This is a genomic window from Candidatus Venteria ishoeyi, from assembly GCF_030378065.1.
Taxonomy (GTDB): domain Bacteria; phylum Pseudomonadota; class Gammaproteobacteria; order Beggiatoales; family Beggiatoaceae; genus Venteria; species Venteria ishoeyi.
This window is the reverse complement of record NZ_JAUCGJ010000035.1, coordinates 1-19,044: the sequence shown is the minus strand read 5'-3', so window position 1 is coordinate 19,044 and position 19,044 is coordinate 1. Positions and strand designations below refer to the sequence as shown.

The following is a 19,044-nucleotide window of genomic DNA, read 5'->3' as shown; positions in this document are numbered from 1 at the left end:
AAAGCGTGAAATCTTACGGTTTCACGCTTTTTTTTGATTTAATGACATCAGCCACGCTATGAAATTCACCATCAGTCAATTGCATGAATTGCTCAGGTGTCGAATTACTACAAGACCGGGAAGTGGCATTAGCATCGTCATTTTATTCAATAGGCGAAGGCAATGTGGACTCTACGGCTTGTCGTGGGTTTTGTTGTCAACATTTAAAGTAAGTTCATCATATTGTAAAGTTGCATATGAGTAAAATTGAACCTAAAAAAATCATCCCCTTGCGGGGATGGTTTTTTTAGGGTTTAAACCAGGATAATTTGTCCTGCAAAGTCACGACATCACCAATCACCAATAGGCTGGGGGGCTTGACTTCAGCATCCCGAATAATATCCGGCAGCGTGCCCAAAGTCCCGGTAAATACCCGTTGATTTTTGGTGGTGGCCTGTTGCACCAGGGCAATGGGTTTTTTTGCAGGCAGACCGTGTTTCATTAACTCCTGACACAAAATGGGGAGTGCCAGCAGCCCCATATACACCACCACTGTTTGCTGTGGCTGGGTCAATAAGTCCCAGTTCAGATTCATTGTGCCATCTTTCAAATGACCGGTGACAAAAACGCAGGATTGCGCGTAATCACGGTGGGTTAGTGGGATACCGGCATAGGCTGCCGTACCGGAAGCCGCAGTAATGCCGGGTACGACCTGAAAAGGCACACCCTCAGCCGCCAGGGTTTCAATTTCTTCACCACCACGCCCGAAGATAAATGGGTCACCACCTTTGAGGCGTAAGACCCGATTACCCTCTTTTGCCAGTCGCGCTAATAGCTTATTGATATTTTCCTGGGGCACGGCATGGTTTGAGCGTTCTTTACCCACATAAACCCGCTTGGCATCAGTGCGGGTCAAATTCAGCACTGCTTTTGAGACCAGGCGATCATGTACCACCACATCAGCCTGTTGCATTAAACGCAAAGCACGGAAGGTGAGCAGGTCAGGATCACCGGGGCCACCGCCGACCAGATAAACTTCTCCGGATTTTGTTTCCAGTTTATCCTCAGCATTGTGTAATTGTTGCTCCAGTGCTTGTTCTGCGGCCTGGGTTTGTCCAGATAACACCAGTTCGGCAATCGGACTGCCCAGTATTTTTTCCCAGAAATGACGGCGTTGTTCTCCCGTACTGAAAAAAGCTTTTACCTGTGGACGAAATTTTCTTAATAATTGTGCCAGTTGTCCGTAACCGGAAGGAATCAGGGTTTCCAGTTTAATGCGCAGCATACGCGATAAGGCAGGTGAAGCGCCGCCACTGGAGATGGCAATTTGCAAGGGATCGCGCGAAATAATCGAAGGCAGAATATAATTTCCCAGTTCCGGCTGATCCACAACATTAAGCAATGCACCTTGCTGCTTGGCTAAACCGGCTACTTCTGCATTAACCTGGGCATCATCGGTTGCTGCAATCACTAAAAAACAATCACTTAAATCACTGGCTTCAAAATTTCCCAAGCGATATTGTAAGGCTTTTTCCTGGTGTAATTTTTCCAGCTCAGGACTTAAGTCGGGCGCAACAATTTTGACCTGAGCACCGGCCTCCAGTAGTAATTGTGCTTTACGTGTGGCCACTTCTCCGCCACCGACAACCAGGCAGCGGTAGTTTTTTAGGTTCAGGAAAATAGGTAGAAAATCCATAGGCTTATCGTCTTTATCCAGGAATAATGAAAATGAAATTCAGGCAAAAAAGTTGCGAAAATCGGCTGCTTAGTATATAAGAACAGGACGGATTTCTAAAGTAGCTCGCTCATCCCTTTTTTGGGTTGATGCTGAAAAATGCAAATTTAATGATGCCAAAAATCCGCAGCTCTACGCATTGATGATACGTAGATTTTTTTCAAAGTCACAACGGTTTCTATGCTCCGCCTCGGTTTATGCCAGGGCAGAGTATATACAACAAGGAGATAATTTCGATATGGCTAATTTTGACCAAGAACTGGATGCAAGCGGTCTGAACTGTCCTCTGCCTATCTTACGTGCCAAAAAAGCATTAAATGGTATGGAATCTGGCAAGGTATTACATATCATTGCAACAGACCCTGGTTCAGTTAAGGATTTTGAAGCCTTTGCAAAACAGACTGGAAACGAATTAATGGAATCTGGTGAAGAAGGGGGTAAATACTCTTTCCTCATTAAAAAATCTTAAGCATACAGGTTGACAAGCAAATTCCATTATAAGGGAGACAAGTATGTCTGATACCAAAAAACTCGCAATTATTGCGACAAAAGGAACGCTGGATTGGGCTTATCCACCATTTATCCTGGCATCCACCGCAGCCGCGCTGGGTTATGAAACCCAAATTTTCTTTACCTTTTATGGCTTGCAGATGCTGCGCAAAGAGCTGAATCTGAAAGTTAGTCCATTAGGTAATCCCGGTATGCCAATGCCAATGCCGGTTCCAGTTTTGATGCAGGCACTGCCAGGTATGCAATCTTTTATCACTGGCATGATGAAAAAGACCATGAAAGACAAAGGGGTCGCCAGTCTGGAAGATTTACGGGAATTGTGTCAGGAAGCTGAAGTTAAATTCATTGCCTGCCAGATGACTGTGGACCTGTTTGAATTCGATACCAAAGATTTTATTGATGGTGTTGAGTACGGTGGCGCAGCAACCTTTTTTGAATTCGCAGGAGAATCTGACATCTGCTTGTATATCTAACAGGTATTGCGTAAAAGCTTCTTTTTTGTGCTTTAAGGCACAAAAAAATGCTTTTTCTTCACACTGATTTTTGCTTAGTCCGGGAAGGTTTGGAATCTAAACCAAAACAGTGGGATTGCGTAACATCAAGTTTTAAGGTAATACACGCAGGTTAGACGATTTTTGTCAAACCAGTTCTTGACTCAGGAACTGGTTTTTTTATGTTTCCTTAGTTGTTTGTTGAGTGTTCCTGATCTTGTTTTAAGCGGTTGATTTCATCTTCCAGTAAGGCAATACGCTGTATCGTTCGACGCAATTGCCGCTCTTGCCTGGAATGATAAATATCGATATTGAGCATTTTTAATAAAATAAGGCCAAGACCAACGCTAAACAGCAAGGTTGGCGGGTAGTTAACATTAAGCTTGATAGCAATGCTGTCAACCAGTTTTGGGAAAATACCCAGTATCGCGATACACAGTGCGCTGAATAACCACCAGCCCGCATGATGCGTATGCAAATGATCACGACGAATGAGTAGAATGATAGTGCCAGCAATCAGTAAACCGAGAATGGCGGAAGTCCATTGATATGTATACATAGATGGGATATTATCAAATGTGCATTTGTAATACAAAATGCAAAACCTTTTATCAGGTTATTTTATGATTACAAAAGCCATTTACCCCGGCACATTTGATCCGGTGACTTATGGGCATGGAGATATTATTGCACGCGCAGCCAAGCTGTTTGACAACGTGACTGTGGCTGTGGCCACCCATCCTTCCAAATCACCAGTATTTACCCAGGATGAACGTGTTGAGTTGATTTCTCAGGTATTTTCACATTTAGACAATGTCAGTGCTTGCGGTTTTGATTGCCTGCTGGCAGAATTTGCCCAGCAGTGTCATGCGCAGGTGATTATCAGGGGATTACGGGCGGTTTCTGATTTTGAATATGAATTTCAACTGGCCAGTATGAATCGTGCATTAATGCCACACCTGGAAACAATTTTTTTACCCACTTCCACCAAGTATACTTATATTTCTTCAAGTCTGGTACGAGAAGTGGCGCAACTTGGCGGTGAGATAGAACAATTTGTTGATCCTATTGTAATTAAAGCATTGAGTACCAAAATAAACAGGTAATTTAAACTGAATTCGATGTAAGCTTGATTTGTGCTATCGAATTCAGGTTAATTTGATTTTTAAGCGACGTTAACAAACTAAGGAGTCAGCGAAATGGCGTTGTATATTACTGATGAATGTATTAACTGTGACGTATGTGAGCCGGAGTGCCCAAACGAAGCAATTTATATGGGGGAAGAAATTTATGAAATTAACCCCGATCTTTGTACAGAATGCGTTGGGCATTATGAAACCTCACAATGCGTGGATGTATGTCCGGTTGATTGTATCCCCAAAGATCCCAATCATGAAGAATCAGAAGACGAACTGATGGCAAAATATTACCGGGTTACCGGAGAAGAGCCGGAATAGAATCTTAAACATGAAAAAAAAGTTACTCACTTCTCGCCGTTATCTACAGTATCGTAACCAGTTAATTCGTCCCAATTCAGGTTCAGGGCGACGAGAATGGGTGATTTCACGGGGTCTGTGTTTTTATCGTTGTTTTGATCTCAGCGAATTGCCAGCCAGCCAGCGTGAACAAAATCTCGATTTGCAAATTCAACAATGGAGTCCGTTTCCTGAAACGGCCTCTTATATCGTCTGGAAATCTACGGGAAAGCAGGTTTGGGTGCAGGTCTGGATCTGGAATCAGCAACAACAACAGGAACATCAGGCAGAAGCCGGACTTAAATCCATTACCTGTTTGCCTGAAAGCATCCTGCGTCCCCCCTTATTAGATGCTGCAAATAATATGGATCAGGGTACAACCCAGATTCTGAAAACCTGGGAAGGTTTAGAACTGCAATACTGGCTAAATGGCGTTTTACGCGCCAGCCATTGGTACCCACAAGAGACTGTCACACCTGATAACTGGTTTCGTTTTCAGCGCGCGCAGGGGCTGCCTTGTTTAACGGATCTTCCTGCCATTAAAGACAGTGAATTACTGGAGCGTCCCTGGGGACGTGCACGCAGTGGTTTGCGCAGTTTCAGCGGTCTGTTAGGTCAGGAGCGCTTATGGGTCACTATGAGTGCTGCTATTTTAGTGATGATGCTGGCTTGGCAACTGGTGGCTATCAACCGCTGGCAACACGCCATAATCCAGGTTGAGCAACAAAATAATAATACCAATCAGCAAATTACTCCCTTGTTGGAAGCCCGTAATCAGGCGATTGCAGATCGTTTGCGTATTACCAAACTATTAGCCTTAAACGCTTACCCCAGTTTAATTCAGTTATTATCACAAGTGGCAGATAAGTTACCTACTAAGGCTAAAGTGCTGGAATGGCATTACGAACCCGGTAAACTGAATTTTTCTCTGGTCGCTAAAAATCTGGATCCCAGGTTTTATGTCAATACATTTCAAGATATTCCCGGTTTTTCAGAAGTACGCGCTGAAGTGGATGCGGCAGGTAAAAAAATTACGCTGCATATGCAAGTTAAAGCAATGGATTTCTGATGACTGAGTTACTGGAAGAATTACGCAATAATACCCGTCTGCGTCTGGGAATCTGGCTGATTTTAGCTATTTTATTATTGTATGGTCTGTTAAAACTTGGCAAAGTGCAGCAGACGCTACAAACGGAATATCAGCAAGCGGCGCAACAGCACATACAGCTACAAGATATTCATGAGCAGACATTCTGGCTGGAACGGGCAAAACAAGCGCGTGCTTTGCGCGTGGAAGTCGAGGATAAACTCTGGCAGTCAGCCAGCAAAGGACTGGCGCAAGCCGACTTGCAGGCCTGGCTGAATCGTTGGATTAAAATCAGCAAGCTGAGCAAACCCAAACTGAATGTTGAAAGTGCTTTTGTGCTACCGGAACAGAGCAATATCTGGCAGGTCAGTGCCCAACTCAATGCTGAATTTGATGCTAAAGCCTTGCAATTATTACTGAATAAAATTGCAGAAAATCCACAATGGTTAGTGGTTGAGCGTCTGGATATACAAAATAATCAACGCAAACCGCGTTTCAAACTCAGTGTCAAAGCCTTTTTCCAGGCTTCACCAGCCTCTTAAAAAACTTGCAGGAAAACAGGAAAAAACCGTGTTACCTAAAAGCCCGTTAAAACTATTCTTCCTGGTATTATCTGCCGGTCTCATCAGCACCATAGCAGCCTGGAAATGGGTGCCTGAACCCAACATGGATGATATTCTGCCAGAAATGCATAAAAATGACTGGCAATTACCAATGGTTAAAAACAACAGTGAAATAAAAGCCCTTTACCAAAAATTACAAAAAACAGCGATTTGGGGCGAGGATAATGTGCAAAGCACGGGAAAAAAATCGCGTGTCAGTCAAGCCAGGCAACAAGCCAATTGGACTTTTGTAGGTATTAGCGAAGAACAAGGTAAACGTTATATGTTGGCAATGAATGCAAAAGATAAAAAAATTACACGCCACCACCCCGATGATAATCCCGCCTTACAAGATGGCAGTCAGTTAATTACCGTGCATGACAATAGCATTATTATCTTGCAAGAACAGGAAACCGAAACTAAAGAACTAAAGCTGTATCAGTAACAGAATAATATATATTGTATGTTTTATTTTCCATTGTATAATGTAATTTTAATCCTGACTTTATACAATAGGTTCTATGAATAAAAAATCTGCAACAATCGAAGAAATGGAAACTTTATTAAAAGAAGGAAAAGTGACTGATGCACGCTTGGCATTGGCTTCACAACTGGATAAAATGTTGCATACTGGCGAAGTTAAAAAAAATATTCAACAAAAACCACAGCCAAAGGTTATCCGGGATTCTTTCACCATTCCTGAAGATGATTATCAATTATTAATGGCCCTGAAAGATCGCGGTATGGATGTGCGTATGTCCCTGACTAAGGGGGAAGTATTACGTGCGGGTTTACATGCTTTGGATAAAATGGATAATGAACAGTTCTTAAGCATCTTAAGAACGGTCGAAAAATTAAAGCCAGGTCGTCGCAAAAGCGAGTAGACATTAAGATTTTTTCAAAAGGTTGTCCCAATGGCACAGCATACCTCTTCAACTCGGTTAAGTATCGTATTTTTAAATTACAACCGTCTGAGTGAAACCCGGCAAACCGTTTCACAGCTATCAAGCTTGCTCAAAGAGCGTCCAGATATTGAAATCATCGCCGTCGATAATGGTTCAGAAGATGGTACAGCCGATTTTTTGGCGCAACAAAAAAACCTGACTTTTATTGAAACAGGTAAAAATCTGGGTATTGCCGGTTATAACCAGGGTTTTGAACAAGCACGGGGCGACTATATTTTAGTATTGGACGATGATTCATGCCCTAAAGACCTGGATACCATTGAGCGCTTAATCACACAATTAGACCATAATCCTAAAATTGGCGTGATTGCCTGCAAAATTATCAATGAGCATGGACAACTGCAAAGCAGTTGGCACTTACCCAAACAGCAGAAAGCTGGGGCATCAATGTCTTTTATTGGTTGTGGTTTTGCGATTCGCCGCGATTTATTTGCCGATATTGGTTGGTATCCTGCCTCATTTTTTCTGTATCAAAATGAAGTAGATGTTGCCATACAAGTACGCCGCCACGGCTATGACATCTATTATGACCCGCAAACTGTGGTTATTCATCGTGGTGAAGCCAGTAACCGTCCCAACTGGCGACGGGTTTATTATCCCACGCGCAATACTATCTGGTTAATTCGGCGTTATTTCCCCTTACATGATGCAATTTATCTCATATTTTCCCGCCTCAGTATCGGTTTAATCCGTGCTTTGCAAAGCCGTGAATTCACTTGGTATTGGAAAGCCGTCAAGGAAGCATTTCGCCAACCCGTTCCATCACAGGTATTGCCGCGTAAACTGCGCCGTGAGTTTAAAGCTTTCTGGCGACAAAATAGTTTATGGCATCAACTGACACGGCAACGTTAATATTTGTAATACATTCTGGAAATTTTATCATGTCATCACGCGAAACCCAGGCAACCATACTGATTGTTGATGATGCATTACTGAATCTGGCTTTTGCCAGTGAAGTGCTGACTAAAAATGGCTATCAGGTGTTATTAGCGCGTAGCGGCATCGAGGCACTTAAAATTGCAACAAAACAGATGCCGGATTTAATTTTGTTGGATATTAATATGCCGGAATGGGATGGTTTTGAAACCTGTAGGCGTATTAAACGCGAATCCTTGTTAACCCCGATTCCCATTATCTTTTTTTCCACCTTAAAAACCGCCAGTGATCGCTTATTGGCTTTTGATGTCGGCGCAGTCGATTACGTGGATAAACCCTGTGAAAAAGAAGAATTACTGGCGCGGGTGCGCACTCACGTTAATTTATATTTATTAACCCGGCAATTACAAACAGAAAAAAAACGCGCAGAAGCGGCCAATATTACAAAAAGCCAGTTTCTGGCAAATATGAGTCACGAATTGCGTACCCCGTTAAATGCCATTATCGGTTACAGCGAAATGCTGTATGAAGATGCTGAAGAACGGGAAATTGAAGACTTCCCTCAAGACCTGAACAAAATTCAAACGGCTGCCAACCATTTATTATCTCTGATCAACGATATCCTTGATTTATCAAAAATTGAATCTGGAAAAATGGCCTTATCGCTGGAGACTTTTGCGCTTAAGGATTTAATCCAGGATATTCATGCACCCGCTAAAATGCTGGCCGGTAAAAAAAACAACCAATTGGAAATTATTGGTGCTGATGAAGTCAAAGAAATTCATGCCGATCGTATGAAACTGCGCCAGATATTATTTAATTTATTGAGCAATTCAGCAAAATTTACTGAAGCAGGCCTGATTCGTTTAAATATCCAATGCCAGGCAAAGCAAATCTCATTTCAAGTCAGTGACGATGGTATCGGCATGACGCCACAGCAACGGTGTCGCTTATTCCAGCCATTTACCCAGGCAGATTCCTCAACCACCCGGCGCTATGGAGGAACGGGCTTAGGTTTAGCAATCTCACGCGAGTTTACTGAGATGATGGGGGGTAAACTCCAGGTGGAAAGTCATTTTGGTGAAGGCACCACATTTACCCTGCAATTGCCATTGCAGGTCGTTGAAGATAAAAACCTGGAAAAACTCTCCACAGCATTGCCTGAATCAGTTAATAAACAAGCCTCACAATCACCTCAACAGAACGAAAGCAATGAAAGCATCGTTGTCTTATGTCATGAAGAGGAAAAAGAGCGCAAACTATTATATGACAAGCTCAGTCAACAAGGTTATGCGGTTGCCTGCGCAGAAAATGAAGAGACATGTTGGAAATTAAGCAATAAGTTAAATCCAGATGCGCTGATCTTTAAATCCCTAAGTGCAGAACTGCAAGACCGCTTTAAAACCAGTAAAAAACTCAGCGGCATGCCTTTGCTGGAGATTCCAGATAAGGTATCAAACCACGGCCCGAATGATACCCAGTGTCATTTAAAACCCATTACTCAGCAACAATTATCTGAGGTATTACGGCAATATGGATTGGAACACAGTAAGGCCGGGCAAAATACCTTGATGGTCGTGGAGGATGATATGATACTGCGCGAACTGACCATTGATATGCTGGAAGATGCGAACTGGAGTGTGCTGTCTGCGGAGAATGGGCGGATGGCACTGCAACACCTGCATGAGACAAAAAATCTGCCAGCACTGATTTTGCTGGATTTATCCATGCCAGTGATGGATGGTTATGAATTTCTGATACGGTTACGCGCTAATCCACAATGGCAAATATTGCCCGTGGTGGTATTAACTTCAAACCCACTGACAGCAGAGGAAAAAGATAAGCTGATGGGATGTGTCAATGGCGTACTGAGTAAAAAAGATTACAACCACCATGATTTATTTGAGCACCTTCACCAGAACCTGAATGAATTGATTAAAGACAATCAGGCACCAGAAAACCTGGCGGAAAATATTGAAAACTTTTTTTCTCAGCCTTTGCTCAGTGAAGTGCTTGGCAAGGTGAAATAAAAACAAGCGCCGCCTTTATCCCGGTTGTGCATACCAGTATTGCCGCCACAACGTTCAATAATACGCTGCACAATCGATAAACCCAGGCCATGCCCCGGCAAACGCTGTGAACCGATTCTGGAAAATGGAATAAACAGCTTCTCCTGTAATTCCGGTGCTACCCCCAAACCATTGTCAGAAATCTGGAAACGTACTTGTCCATGGGGTTCATCAAGCACCGCATCCAATATCAGTTGAGGTGGCATACCCCCATACATGATCGCATTGCTCAGATAATTCACCCAGACTTCTTCAATCCAGGGGGCATAACCAATAGCTTGCGGCCAATTCTGCCCCATTGTGATTTCAACATTAAAGGTATTGATCCTGGTTTCCAAACGTTGTATCGCACTGTCTATAATGCTTGGCATATCCAATGGTGTCAAAGCCACTTCAGCCTCACGGGACTCGCTGAGCAATAATAAAGCATCAATAATATGGCGTATTTTCTGGCTGGTTTGGTTGATAAAACTTAAATATTTATCGGCTCTGGGCGTTAAATTTTCACCTAAATTTGCTCTTAACGCTTCCGCAGAACCTAACAAACCATTAACCGGAGTTTTTAAATCATGGGCAACGGTATGTCCAAATGCTTGTAATTCTTTATTTTGCTGACGTAACGCTGCATTTTTATGCGTCAGCGTTTGGCGCAATTCATTCAAACTTAAATGCGCGTTAATCCGGGCTAATACTTCTTCATATTGCAAAGGTTTGGTCAGATAATCAACGCCACCCACTTCAAAGCCTGTCACCTTATCAATGGTCTCTGTTAGAGCACTCATGAAAATGACGGGAATATCGGCTGTTGCCGGGTTCTTTTTTAAACGCCGACAGACCTCAAAGCCATCAACTCCCGGCATCATGATATCCAATAAAATTAAATCAGGGTGACAATAACCCAATTGTTTTAAGGCATGTTCACCATTTTCTGCAATCAATACTTTAAAATCCAGTCTTTTTAGATAACGGAACAATAAATGTAAATTGCTGGGAATATCATCAACAACCAGAATCTGTTTTTGTGTCATGACATCTGCTTCCATGTGTTCCATATATCATCTAAAATTTTTGCAGCGCGGTTGCGCAAGCGATAATCCACGGCATTGGAAATCTCAGTCTTTCCAGGATTAATTTCCACCGTAGGTACACCGTCGTGTTTTGCTTCCAGCACAGGTGCCACGATATAAGGAAATAAACTGCTGGTACCCACACTAAATACTATATCAAAACCTTGCTGAACTTGCTGGGTCAAACTTAAAGTTTCCAATGGTGAGAGCATTTCACCAAATAAGACCACTGCGGGACGTAATATTCCACCACAAGCAGGACAAACGGGGGGTAAATTTTCCAATTGCAAGTGGCTGAAATCCGGCCACACTTCTTTATGCTTGCAGCTCATGCAATGAATATGCTGCAAACGACCATGAATTTCAATTAAATTTGGGCTGCCTGCTGCATGGTGAAAGCCATCAATATTCTGCGTCAGCACCCAGACTTCTTTATCTTGCGCCAGTTTTGCAATCACCTCATGTCCGCGATTATAACCCACGCCGCGACAGGCTTGTTCTATTTGCAGCAGATATTTCCACGTCAAGGCTGGGTGGGTACGCAGCATACCGTAAGATAAGGCCACTTCTATTGGTACCTGATCTTCAGTATCCTGTTGCTGATATAACCCCCCGATGCCCCGGTAAGTCGGCAGCCCGGAATCAGCGGATAAACCTGCGCCGGTAATAAATAACACCCGCTGCGCTTGTTGCAAATGTTGGGCAACCTGGGCGATATTATCAGCTTCGGACAAATCATTCATAAGCATTTATTCCTGGATGGCATTTTTGGTGCGTAAGATAAAATCATCAAAACTGATGTTTAACATCGGCGTGTTTTGCTCTACATAAACTGCCAAGCCCATTTTTCCACGGCTGACCTTGCCAGGCAAGGTCATTTTTGTAAATAAAGTGTCATTGTGCCTGTTTATTTTTAGCTTGCAGGCGAATGGATTGCTGGCCCTGTTGTAAGACATGCACCGCCTGAAACTGTAGGTTATCAATCGGTTTGGTTTGCCAGATTCCACTCACCTGAGAAAAATCATCTGCGGCTAATATTGGCCATTGCTGCACTTGTGGCAACAGTGTTGTCGATACCTGCGGCATAATATTTGTCGTATTGGTCGGTGATTTTTTATCATTTGCCTCAGACTGACGGGAAGCTTCAGGGGTATCCTGATGCGTTGCCATAAAAGTAAAAACCAGCAAAATAAAACTCAGCCATGAGGTAGTACGGCATTTTCGTTGAGACAGACGCAGATGAAAAATAAATAAGCCATGTCGTATTATGCGCACCCATCGAACAACAAGTCCAGAATACATAAAATTTTTCTGTGCGATCATCATGGCAATTCATGAAATATCCGGGTTAATAACCAAAAAACCTGACCGGTCTTGAAGACCTGTCAGGTTTCTGAAGTTATAAAATTCTTGCGTCGAACTCAGATTAACTTAACTTCGGTTGGTCACTTCAACAACATGATAGCCAAACTGGGTTTTCACAGGTCCCTGAGGTACGCCCACATCTGCACTGAATACCACCTGGTCGAACTCTTTGACCATTTCACCCGGGCCAAACTCTCCCAAATCACCACCCTGGCGGCCTGATGGACAGGTTGAATGTTGCTGTGCCAATTGCGCAAAATCAGCACCATTTTTTAATTGTTCCAGCAAATCCTGACAAAGTGCTTCATTGTCTACCAAAATATGTCGTGCACTGGCTCTAGCCATTGAGGTTCTCCGTTATGATATAAAGGTTGTCCATTATATCAAACTCAAGTGATATACACAGTGGGAGTGTTATACTACGGCGCAGATTTAAGCATCCCAAGCAGGAAATCAACTCATATCTGCTGGTATTTTGAAGGAATCCTTGTATGTCAAATGAACACGCTGCTCCCTCAACGCCCTGGAAACAACTTGCCGAGCATCAACAAACGCTGCAAGATGTGCATATCCGTGATCTGTTTGCCCAGGACGCACAACGGTTTTCACATTTTTCTCTGCACGCTTGCGATTTACTGCTGGATTATTCCAAACACCGAATAAACGGAGAAACCCGTGATTTGCTGGTGGCATTAGCCAAGGCTTCCAAACTGGAAAACTGGCGCGATAAACTGTTCAATGGAGAAGCAATTAACCATACCGAAAATCGTGCAGCCTTGCATATCGCTTTGCGCAACCGCAGTTCACAGGCTGTTCATGTTGCCGAGCAGGATGTCATGCCGGGTGTGCGTGAAGTACTGGAAAAAATGCGCGGTTTTTGTGAGCGCGTGCAAAGTGGAGAGTGGCTGGGTTTCAGCGGTAAGCCCATAGAAAATATTGTCAATATCGGCATTGGCGGCTCGGATTTAGGGCCAAAAATGATTGTTGAAGCCCTGCATAATTATCACCACCCACGTCTACGCGCCTGGTTTGACTCCAATATTGACGCGACTCAACTGGATCATATTCTGGAACGATTAGATCCCGAAACCACGCTATTTATTGTTGCCTCCAAAACCTTTTCCACCCAGGAAACCCTGACCAATGCGCGTAGTGCACGGCAATGGCTGCTGGCGCATTTCAAAGACGACAAAGCCGTCAGCAAACATTTTGTCGCAGTTTCCACGCATACGCAAAGAGTGCGCGATTTTGGCATTGACACCAACAATATGTTTGCCTTCTGGGACTGGGTGGGCGGACGCTATTCCCTGTGGTCAGCCATCGGTTTATCCGTTGCTGTAATGATAGGCATGGATAATTTTGAAGCCCTGCTCGGCGGTGCGCACGATATGGATGAACATTTTCGCACTGCACCGCTGGCAGAGAATATGCCGGTGATTATGGGGCTGCTGGGCGTGTGGTATCGCAACTTCTGGCAAGCCTCCACCCTGGCAATTCTGCCGTATGATTATTCCTTAAAATATTTACCCTTTTATTTTCAGCAACTGGAAATGGAAAGTAATGGCAAGCGGGTACGGCGCAATGGCGAGCCGGTAAAATGGGATACCTGCCCGGTTATCTGGGGCACTTCCGGCAATAACGGACAACATGCCTATTACCAGTTATTACATCAAGGCACCCAGTTGATTCCCGCAGATTTTATTGTTGCCATTGAAAGTCAGGCAGAAGATTTTGGTCATCAAAACGCAGTGCTGGCAAATGCCCTGGCACAAAGTCGCGCCTTGATGCAAGGTCGTAATGAAGCGGAAACCCGCGCAGCGTTGGGTGACATTGATGAAGACTTATTGCCACATCGGGTTTTTCCCGGCAACCAACCCAGCAGCCTGCTGTTATATAAAAAACTCTCACCCAAGATCCTGGGCAGTCTGGTGGCCTTGTATGAACATAAAGTTTTTGTACAAAGCGTGTGCTGGGACATCAACCCTTTTGATCAGTGGGGCGTGGAACTGGGTAAGCAAATGGCTTCTGAATTATTACCCGCCTTGGAAGGGAAGACCAGTAATATGGCATATGATGGCTCCACCAACGGCCTGCTGGATTATATCCAGCAACAAAGAAAATAAAGGAAGTTGATTATGAAAAATCATGCAATACATGTATCTACAATATTGATGTTAATACCATCTAGCGCCTACGCTTATGGTAATTATGAAGGCGTGTTTGCGGCATTAGGCATCATGCTGCTGCTTACCTTCATCATTATCCCGCAAGGTTTGATTACTTTGATAATGTACCGCAAACAAAAAATAGATAAATCCTGGAAATTGATAACAGGATATCTTATCAATACCTTCTCTTTCATCGCAGTGATTGTCATGACCTACATTCTGTTGCAAGAAATTGGTTTTTCCAGATTATTTATTACCGGATCCGGCAGCGGTTTAATGGGATTGGCCGCTATCATGGCGGCCTATGGCGGGGTTATCGCCTTATATTGGTATCCACGCAAACAGTTTCTGGAAAACACCCGTTCAAAAACCTAAACCGATATGGATATCAGTCATAAAGAATATCGCAAAGCCGTTGCCGCCAAAGGCGCTTTGCTGTTTTTAAAAGACATTCCCGGCGTGGCTTTTGGGGATCGCGTACAGGTGCGGGATCATCATAACCGTATCCGTAACGGGCAGGTGATTCGCACCTCAGAGCAAGCAGTGATGATCAAGGTGTTTGAAGGCACGGAGGATCTGGTGCTGGAGGATACCTGGGTGCGTTTTCTGGGCGAGCCTTTTGAAATGCCCTTAGCGCCAGACTTGTTGGGGCGGGTATTTAATGGCACAGGCGCGCCGCGTGATGAGCGCCCACCGCTGATTTCCGGCCTGCGTCGGGATGTCAATGGTTCTGCGGTCAACCCCGCCGCCAGAGCCTATCCCAGAGAGTTTATCCAGACTGGCATTTCCACCATTGACGGCCTGAACTCCCTGGTACGCGGTCAAAAGCTGCCGATTTTTTCCGGCTCCGGTCTGCCGCATAATCGGCTTGCCGCGCAGATTGTGCGACAGGCAAAGCTGCCTGGAGAAGAAGCCAATTTTGCGATTGTGTTCGCGGCAATGGGCGTTTCTTACAGCGATGCCCAGTTTTTTCGGGAAGAATTTGAAAATAGTGGTGTTTTGGGCAATGTGGTAATGTTTATCAACCTCGCCAATGACCCGGCGATGGAACGCATGATTCTACCGCGCACTGCACTGACCGTAGCAGAATATCTGGCTTTTGATCTGGATCGTCATGTGCTGGTAGTGATGACGGATATGACCAATTACGCCGAAGCCTTGCGTGAAATAGCCACCGCAAAAGGTGATGTCCCCGCCCGTAAAGGTTATCCCGGTTATCTGTATTCCGACTTGGCAGAAATTTACGAACGCGCTGGCAGGATTCGGGATCGCCACGGCTCCATCACCATGATTCCCGTGGTATCCATGCCGGGTGATGATATTACCCACCCCATTCCCGACCTGACCGGTTATATCACCGAAGGCCAGATCGTATTGTCACGGGAATTAAATAACCAGGGAATTTATCCACCAGTTACCATTCCACCGTCCTTATCGCGTTTAATGAAAGACGGCATCGGTAAGGATTACACCCGCGAGGATCATCAGCGTCTGGCCAACCAACTCTACGCTGCTTATGCGCAGGCTTTGGAAATCCGTAATCTGGCTTCCATTATCGGCGCAGAAGAACTTTCTTCTCAGGATCAAAATTATCTGAAATTTGCCGATGCTTTTGAGCAGCAATTTGTCAATCAGGGCGATGAGGCAGGGCGCAGTATTCTTGACACCCTGGATCTGGCCTGGGAACTATTGTCAATATTACCACCAGAAGCACTGGGGCGGGTCAGTGAGGCGGATATTAAAAAATATTATAAAACCTCTGACTAAGGCAGTTCTTTTATGCTTAAGTTCTGAAAACCTTGTAGGTCTTTAAGCCCGGTAGGGTGGACGAAACGCCGCCATTACATTGAATTTTTGTACGGTCTTAATCGGCATTTTACCCACTACTTGCCTGGGTGAACGGCTGAAGCTATCGCCTGGATAGTGCGGGTAGCCCTGTTATTCCAACAGGGTGATGAAGGCTTGTTCGAGTTTGGCTTCGGTAAATTTCATGATTGGTATTTTAATTCGTAACGAATTGGTGAGTTCGCCAAACGGTAATGTTCATCCAGATTGGAGGTATTAAGAAACAAGATGCCCTCTTTTTCTATTTGACCATAGCTTTCATGAATATGACCGCAGGCGTGGATGCGCGGTTTGATGCGTTGCACTGTTGCCAATAAATCCTCGCACCCCGCGCGATGTCCACCGCGACAACGATCCAGTATCCCGAATACCGGGCCGTGGGTAATCAATACATCGGTCTTATCGGGAACAAGCGCCCAGTGGCGGCGAATGTCCGAGCCACGCTCACGGTTAAAAGCCCAGTTCATAAACGCCGGTTGCACGGGAGAACCCCAGAAGTTGAGACCGTCAAGCTGTATGCCGGAATCATTCAGATAGTGGATAGCGTGATCACGCAACACAGCTTCCGCCTGTTCCCGCCGCTGATCCTCAAAACACCAGTCATGGTTTCCGGCGATGACTATTTTATGCTTGAAATCCTGCCGCGCCATGAACCTGGCAAAGTCTTCCACGCTCTCAAGGCTGTCACGCCTGCTAAAATCACCGCAGTGAATCAGAATATCACCGGAACCCGGCTTTAGATTGCGGTGCAGGCCGTGGGTATCGGAGATGAAGACCAGCTTAACGGATGACATGGATCAGAGTACCTCTGCTATGAGTTTTTTGGCATCGGGGATACGGAGTTGACCGAAGAGAAGCCCACCAATGTGCCAGACTTGGTAAACGGTGGGCGAAATTCCGTGAACGCTCAGTGAAATTCCAAAATTCAGTGGACGGAATTTTGCCCACCCTACTTGCCTGCTTTCCTGGCCATTTTGTTCCTTATTGTGTTGCCGCTTTTTGAAAGCCGATTTTAGCATTTTTCCACGGCAACCGCTGCAAGCGCGCCTAGACCAAATTACCAGACGACTGACAAAATTACCAGACAGAAATTACCAAACCAGAAATTACCAAACCAGAAATTACCAGACCAGACAAAATTACCAGACCAAAATTACCAGAGGAAATTACCAGACAAAATTACCAGACAAAAAATTACCAAGCCAAAATTACCAAGCCAAAATTACCAAGCCAAAATTACCAAGCCAAAATTACCAAGCCAAAATTACCAAGCCAAAATTACCAAGCCAAAATTACCAGACAGCCAATAAATTAAAAAAATAAAACAAAGCCAAAATTACCAGACAGCCAATAAATTAAAAAAATAGCCAAAATTACCAGACAGCCAATAAATTAAAAAAATAAAAAAACACTATCATTCTATTTCCTCAGCCAAGTCAAATTATAAAATTCAGAGATAAACCAGGAAAAACAGCCCGATCATATGAAAAAAACCAGAAATCAGCCATAACCCACCTATGGCAAGTCGTTTAGTGCCATAAATATAACTTAATGAGAAATGAAAATATCAGCTATTGGTATAACAAGCGGGCAGCACTCTGCCCCTTAAACCATTTACGCCCCTGCCTTTCAGTTTCTTCCAGCAAATGCCGCATGATACCAACAACCTTATAAAAATGATTACCGTAATGCTGTATGCCATCTATCCAGTTGTCTTGCTTAATTTCCAGACGTTGCAAAATGGGTCGAATATGCGCAGGAATAGCGCCACGCTTACCATCACGAATACAACGCCCAGTCCAATCGACCAGTTCAAAGTATTCTTTCTGACTGATGGGCAGGCAAATATGTGCATTTTGCGTGGCTTGAGGTTTCCCGGTCTTTTTAGACTCAGCGAAAGGTAAAAGCCATTGGCTTTGTGGTTCTGGTTTTGAGACTGATTTTTTTTGAATCTCAACTCTTGCTGCAAAAGAAGTAAATTCAGAATCTTCCGGGGTTTGTGCAATGGCGGCTCGTACCGGGTTAAGGTCAACATAGGCCATGCAGCTAATTAAAGCGGCATCATCAAGCAAAGCCTGGGATTTGAAACGCCCTTCCCAGAAGCGCCCGGTACACTCATCTTCCTTGTTGGCCTGGCGTGCAATCGGCTCGTTTAGACAACGCATAAACCAGCTTAAATCTGCCAAACGTTCCCGCCACAAGGTCACTTTTTCCTCATCTGCTGTCAGACGCGCAAAATAAGCGTTGACCACTTCAGTATCAATTTGTTTGTCATCAGAATCTTTTAACGCCTGTGGTGGAAACAAGGTACACCAACGCTTGACCACTTCCTCAGCATCCCAGGTCAAACTCTGCTCATAATCCACATGCAGCACCAGATGATAATGATTACTCATAATGGCATAAGCGCAAACCTCAACTGAAAACTGCTTGGCAAGCACTTCCAGCCTGTCCAGTATCCATTGCCGTCTATGCTCATAATTGCAGCCACTTTGCTTATCAACACCACATAAAAAAGCGCGGCGCACAGCGCGACTGATGCAATGATAATGACCGTTAATGTGTTTACTGACTTGTTCTTTGCGTGGTGTGGGCATGGCTTTATCCCTCTTTAAATTTAGGTTTTAGGACAGAATAACAGAAATGGTATTTTTTTCAAATTTTATGGATGTCTTCTAATTTATTTTGAATAAAAAGCTATTTTAATAAGTATCCGATTTTCTTCAAGAAGGAAAAAATTTCTTCCAACCAAAGCTATTGAGGATACTCAGCTAACTCAGTAAGAAATGCTCTAAAGTAGCATTTTTAGG

General features: G+C 44.2%; 23 protein-coding genes. 14 read left to right on the top strand and 9 right to left on the bottom strand.

Annotation, left to right across the window (positions count from 1 at the left end; translation table 11 throughout):
* Positions 1 to 286: 286 nt before the first annotated feature.
* Positions 287 to 1,675: a siroheme synthase CysG gene (cysG, locus tag QUF61_RS12280; RefSeq protein ID WP_289681938.1), complete on the bottom strand. Its 1,389-nt coding sequence runs from the start codon at positions 1,673 to 1,675 to the stop codon at positions 287 to 289.
* A 277-nt stretch (positions 1,676 to 1,952) separates the two neighbouring features.
* Here cysG and QUF61_RS12275 point away from each other — a divergent pair, with 277 nt between their 5' ends.
* Complete coding sequence (locus tag QUF61_RS12275; protein ID WP_103920193.1) at positions 1,953 to 2,183, top strand: sulfurtransferase TusA family protein; 231 nt, start codon at positions 1,953 to 1,955, stop codon at positions 2,181 to 2,183.
* A 43-nt stretch (positions 2,184 to 2,226) separates the two neighbouring features.
* Positions 2,227 to 2,697, top strand: coding sequence for a sulfur carrier protein DsrE2 (dsrE2, locus tag QUF61_RS12270; RefSeq protein WP_103920192.1), 471 nt, complete (start codon positions 2,227 to 2,229; stop codon positions 2,695 to 2,697).
* A gap of 208 nt (positions 2,698 to 2,905) precedes the next feature.
* Here dsrE2 and QUF61_RS12265 read toward each other — a convergent pair whose 3' ends face one another.
* Positions 2,906 to 3,274 carry a DUF2304 domain-containing protein gene (locus QUF61_RS12265; RefSeq protein ID WP_103920198.1) on the bottom strand — a complete coding sequence of 123 codons (369 nt, stop codon included), beginning with the start codon at positions 3,272 to 3,274 and terminating at the stop codon, positions 2,906 to 2,908.
* A gap of 64 nt (positions 3,275 to 3,338) precedes the next feature.
* Between QUF61_RS12265 and coaD the strand changes: the two genes are divergently transcribed.
* From coaD to QUF61_RS12225, 8 genes are all read left to right on the top strand, one after another.
* Positions 3,339 to 3,821, top strand: coding sequence for a pantetheine-phosphate adenylyltransferase (gene coaD / locus QUF61_RS12260; RefSeq protein ID WP_103920197.1), 483 nt, complete (start codon positions 3,339 to 3,341; stop codon positions 3,819 to 3,821).
* 93 nt (positions 3,822 to 3,914) lie between these two features.
* Positions 3,915 to 4,172: a YfhL family 4Fe-4S dicluster ferredoxin gene (locus QUF61_RS12255; protein WP_103920191.1), complete on the top strand. Its 258-nt coding sequence runs from the start codon at positions 3,915 to 3,917 to the stop codon at positions 4,170 to 4,172.
* Between the two features lie 10 nt (positions 4,173 to 4,182).
* Complete coding sequence (locus QUF61_RS12250) at positions 4,183 to 5,259, top strand: hypothetical protein (RefSeq protein ID WP_103920190.1); 1,077 nt, start codon at positions 4,183 to 4,185, stop codon at positions 5,257 to 5,259.
* Positions 5,259 to 5,819 (top strand): hypothetical protein, encoded by a 561-nt coding sequence (locus tag QUF61_RS12245; RefSeq protein WP_289681934.1) that lies wholly within the window; start codon positions 5,259 to 5,261, stop codon positions 5,817 to 5,819. Before QUF61_RS12250 ends, QUF61_RS12245 begins: the two co-directional genes overlap by 1 nt.
* Before the next feature lie 28 nt (positions 5,820 to 5,847).
* A complete protein-coding gene (locus tag QUF61_RS12240) occupies positions 5,848 to 6,324 on the top strand; it encodes a hypothetical protein (RefSeq protein ID WP_289681933.1) in 477 nt (158 codons plus the stop codon).
* A 76-nt stretch (positions 6,325 to 6,400) separates the two neighbouring features.
* Positions 6,401 to 6,763, top strand: a complete 363-nt coding sequence (locus tag QUF61_RS12235) for a hypothetical protein (RefSeq protein ID WP_103920187.1) — start codon at positions 6,401 to 6,403, stop codon at positions 6,761 to 6,763.
* A 30-nt stretch (positions 6,764 to 6,793) separates the two neighbouring features.
* On the top strand, positions 6,794 to 7,696 hold the full coding sequence (locus QUF61_RS12230; protein WP_289681931.1) for a glycosyltransferase family 2 protein: 903 nt from the start codon (positions 6,794 to 6,796) through the stop codon (positions 7,694 to 7,696).
* 29 nt (positions 7,697 to 7,725) lie between these two features.
* A complete protein-coding gene (locus QUF61_RS12225; RefSeq protein ID WP_103920185.1) occupies positions 7,726 to 9,750 on the top strand; it encodes a response regulator in 2,025 nt (674 codons plus the stop codon).
* Here QUF61_RS12225 and QUF61_RS12220 read toward each other — a convergent pair.
* The 5 genes from QUF61_RS12220 to QUF61_RS12200 all read right to left on the bottom strand — a co-directional run bounded on the left by QUF61_RS12220 (position 9,711) and on the right by QUF61_RS12200 (position 12,566).
* The gene (locus QUF61_RS12220; RefSeq protein ID WP_103920196.1) at positions 9,711 to 10,817 is read right to left on the bottom strand and encodes a sensor histidine kinase; all 1,107 of its coding nucleotides are present in this window, start codon (positions 10,815 to 10,817) and stop codon (positions 9,711 to 9,713) included. The two genes, QUF61_RS12225 and QUF61_RS12220, sit on opposite strands and share 40 nt — an antisense overlap.
* The gene (locus QUF61_RS12215; RefSeq protein ID WP_103920184.1) at positions 10,814 to 11,599 is read right to left on the bottom strand and encodes an SIR2 family NAD-dependent protein deacylase; all 786 of its coding nucleotides are present in this window, start codon (positions 11,597 to 11,599) and stop codon (positions 10,814 to 10,816) included. Before QUF61_RS12215 ends, QUF61_RS12220 begins: the two co-directional genes overlap by 4 nt.
* A 6-nt stretch (positions 11,600 to 11,605) precedes the next feature.
* Positions 11,606 to 11,728, bottom strand: coding sequence for a hypothetical protein (locus QUF61_RS12210; protein WP_289681930.1), 123 nt, complete (start codon positions 11,726 to 11,728; stop codon positions 11,606 to 11,608).
* 22 nt (positions 11,729 to 11,750) lie between these two features.
* On the bottom strand, positions 11,751 to 12,158 hold the full coding sequence (locus tag QUF61_RS12205; RefSeq protein WP_289681928.1) for a hypothetical protein: 408 nt from the start codon (positions 12,156 to 12,158) through the stop codon (positions 11,751 to 11,753).
* 129 nt (positions 12,159 to 12,287) lie between these two features.
* A complete protein-coding gene (locus QUF61_RS12200) occupies positions 12,288 to 12,566 on the bottom strand; it encodes a peptidylprolyl isomerase (protein WP_103920182.1) in 279 nt (92 codons plus the stop codon).
* A 146-nt stretch (positions 12,567 to 12,712) separates the two neighbouring features.
* Here QUF61_RS12200 and pgi point away from each other — a divergent pair, with 146 nt between their 5' ends.
* Genes pgi through QUF61_RS12185 form a run of 3 tightly spaced genes read left to right on the top strand, consistent with a single transcriptional unit; the run spans position 12,713 to position 16,156 of the window.
* Complete coding sequence (gene pgi / locus QUF61_RS12195; protein ID WP_289681926.1) at positions 12,713 to 14,344, top strand: glucose-6-phosphate isomerase; 1,632 nt, start codon at positions 12,713 to 12,715, stop codon at positions 14,342 to 14,344.
* A gap of 12 nt (positions 14,345 to 14,356) precedes the next feature.
* Entirely contained in the window at positions 14,357 to 14,764 is a 408-nt protein-coding gene (locus QUF61_RS12190; RefSeq protein ID WP_289681925.1) for a hypothetical protein, read from the top strand.
* A 6-nt stretch (positions 14,765 to 14,770) separates the two neighbouring features.
* Positions 14,771 to 16,156 carry a V-type ATP synthase subunit B gene (locus QUF61_RS12185; RefSeq protein WP_289681924.1) on the top strand — a complete coding sequence of 462 codons (1,386 nt, stop codon included), beginning with the start codon at positions 14,771 to 14,773 and terminating at the stop codon, positions 16,154 to 16,156.
* A gap of 221 nt (positions 16,157 to 16,377) precedes the next feature.
* On the opposite strand, the gene QUF61_RS12180 is transcribed toward QUF61_RS12185, so the two are convergent.
* Entirely contained in the window at positions 16,378 to 17,028 is a 651-nt protein-coding gene (locus QUF61_RS12180) for a metallophosphatase domain-containing protein (protein WP_289681922.1), read from the bottom strand.
* Between the two features lie 205 nt (positions 17,029 to 17,233).
* On the opposite strand from QUF61_RS12180, the gene QUF61_RS12175 reads away from it, so the two are divergent.
* Complete coding sequence (locus tag QUF61_RS12175) at positions 17,234 to 17,557, top strand: hypothetical protein (RefSeq protein ID WP_289681921.1); 324 nt, start codon at positions 17,234 to 17,236, stop codon at positions 17,555 to 17,557.
* A gap of 248 nt (positions 17,558 to 17,805) precedes the next feature.
* Here the strand turns inward: QUF61_RS12175 and QUF61_RS12170 are convergent, their stop codons facing one another.
* Positions 17,806 to 18,831, bottom strand: coding sequence for a hypothetical protein (locus QUF61_RS12170; protein WP_289681920.1), 1,026 nt, complete (start codon positions 18,829 to 18,831; stop codon positions 17,806 to 17,808).
* Positions 18,832 to 19,044 lie beyond the last annotated feature (213 nt).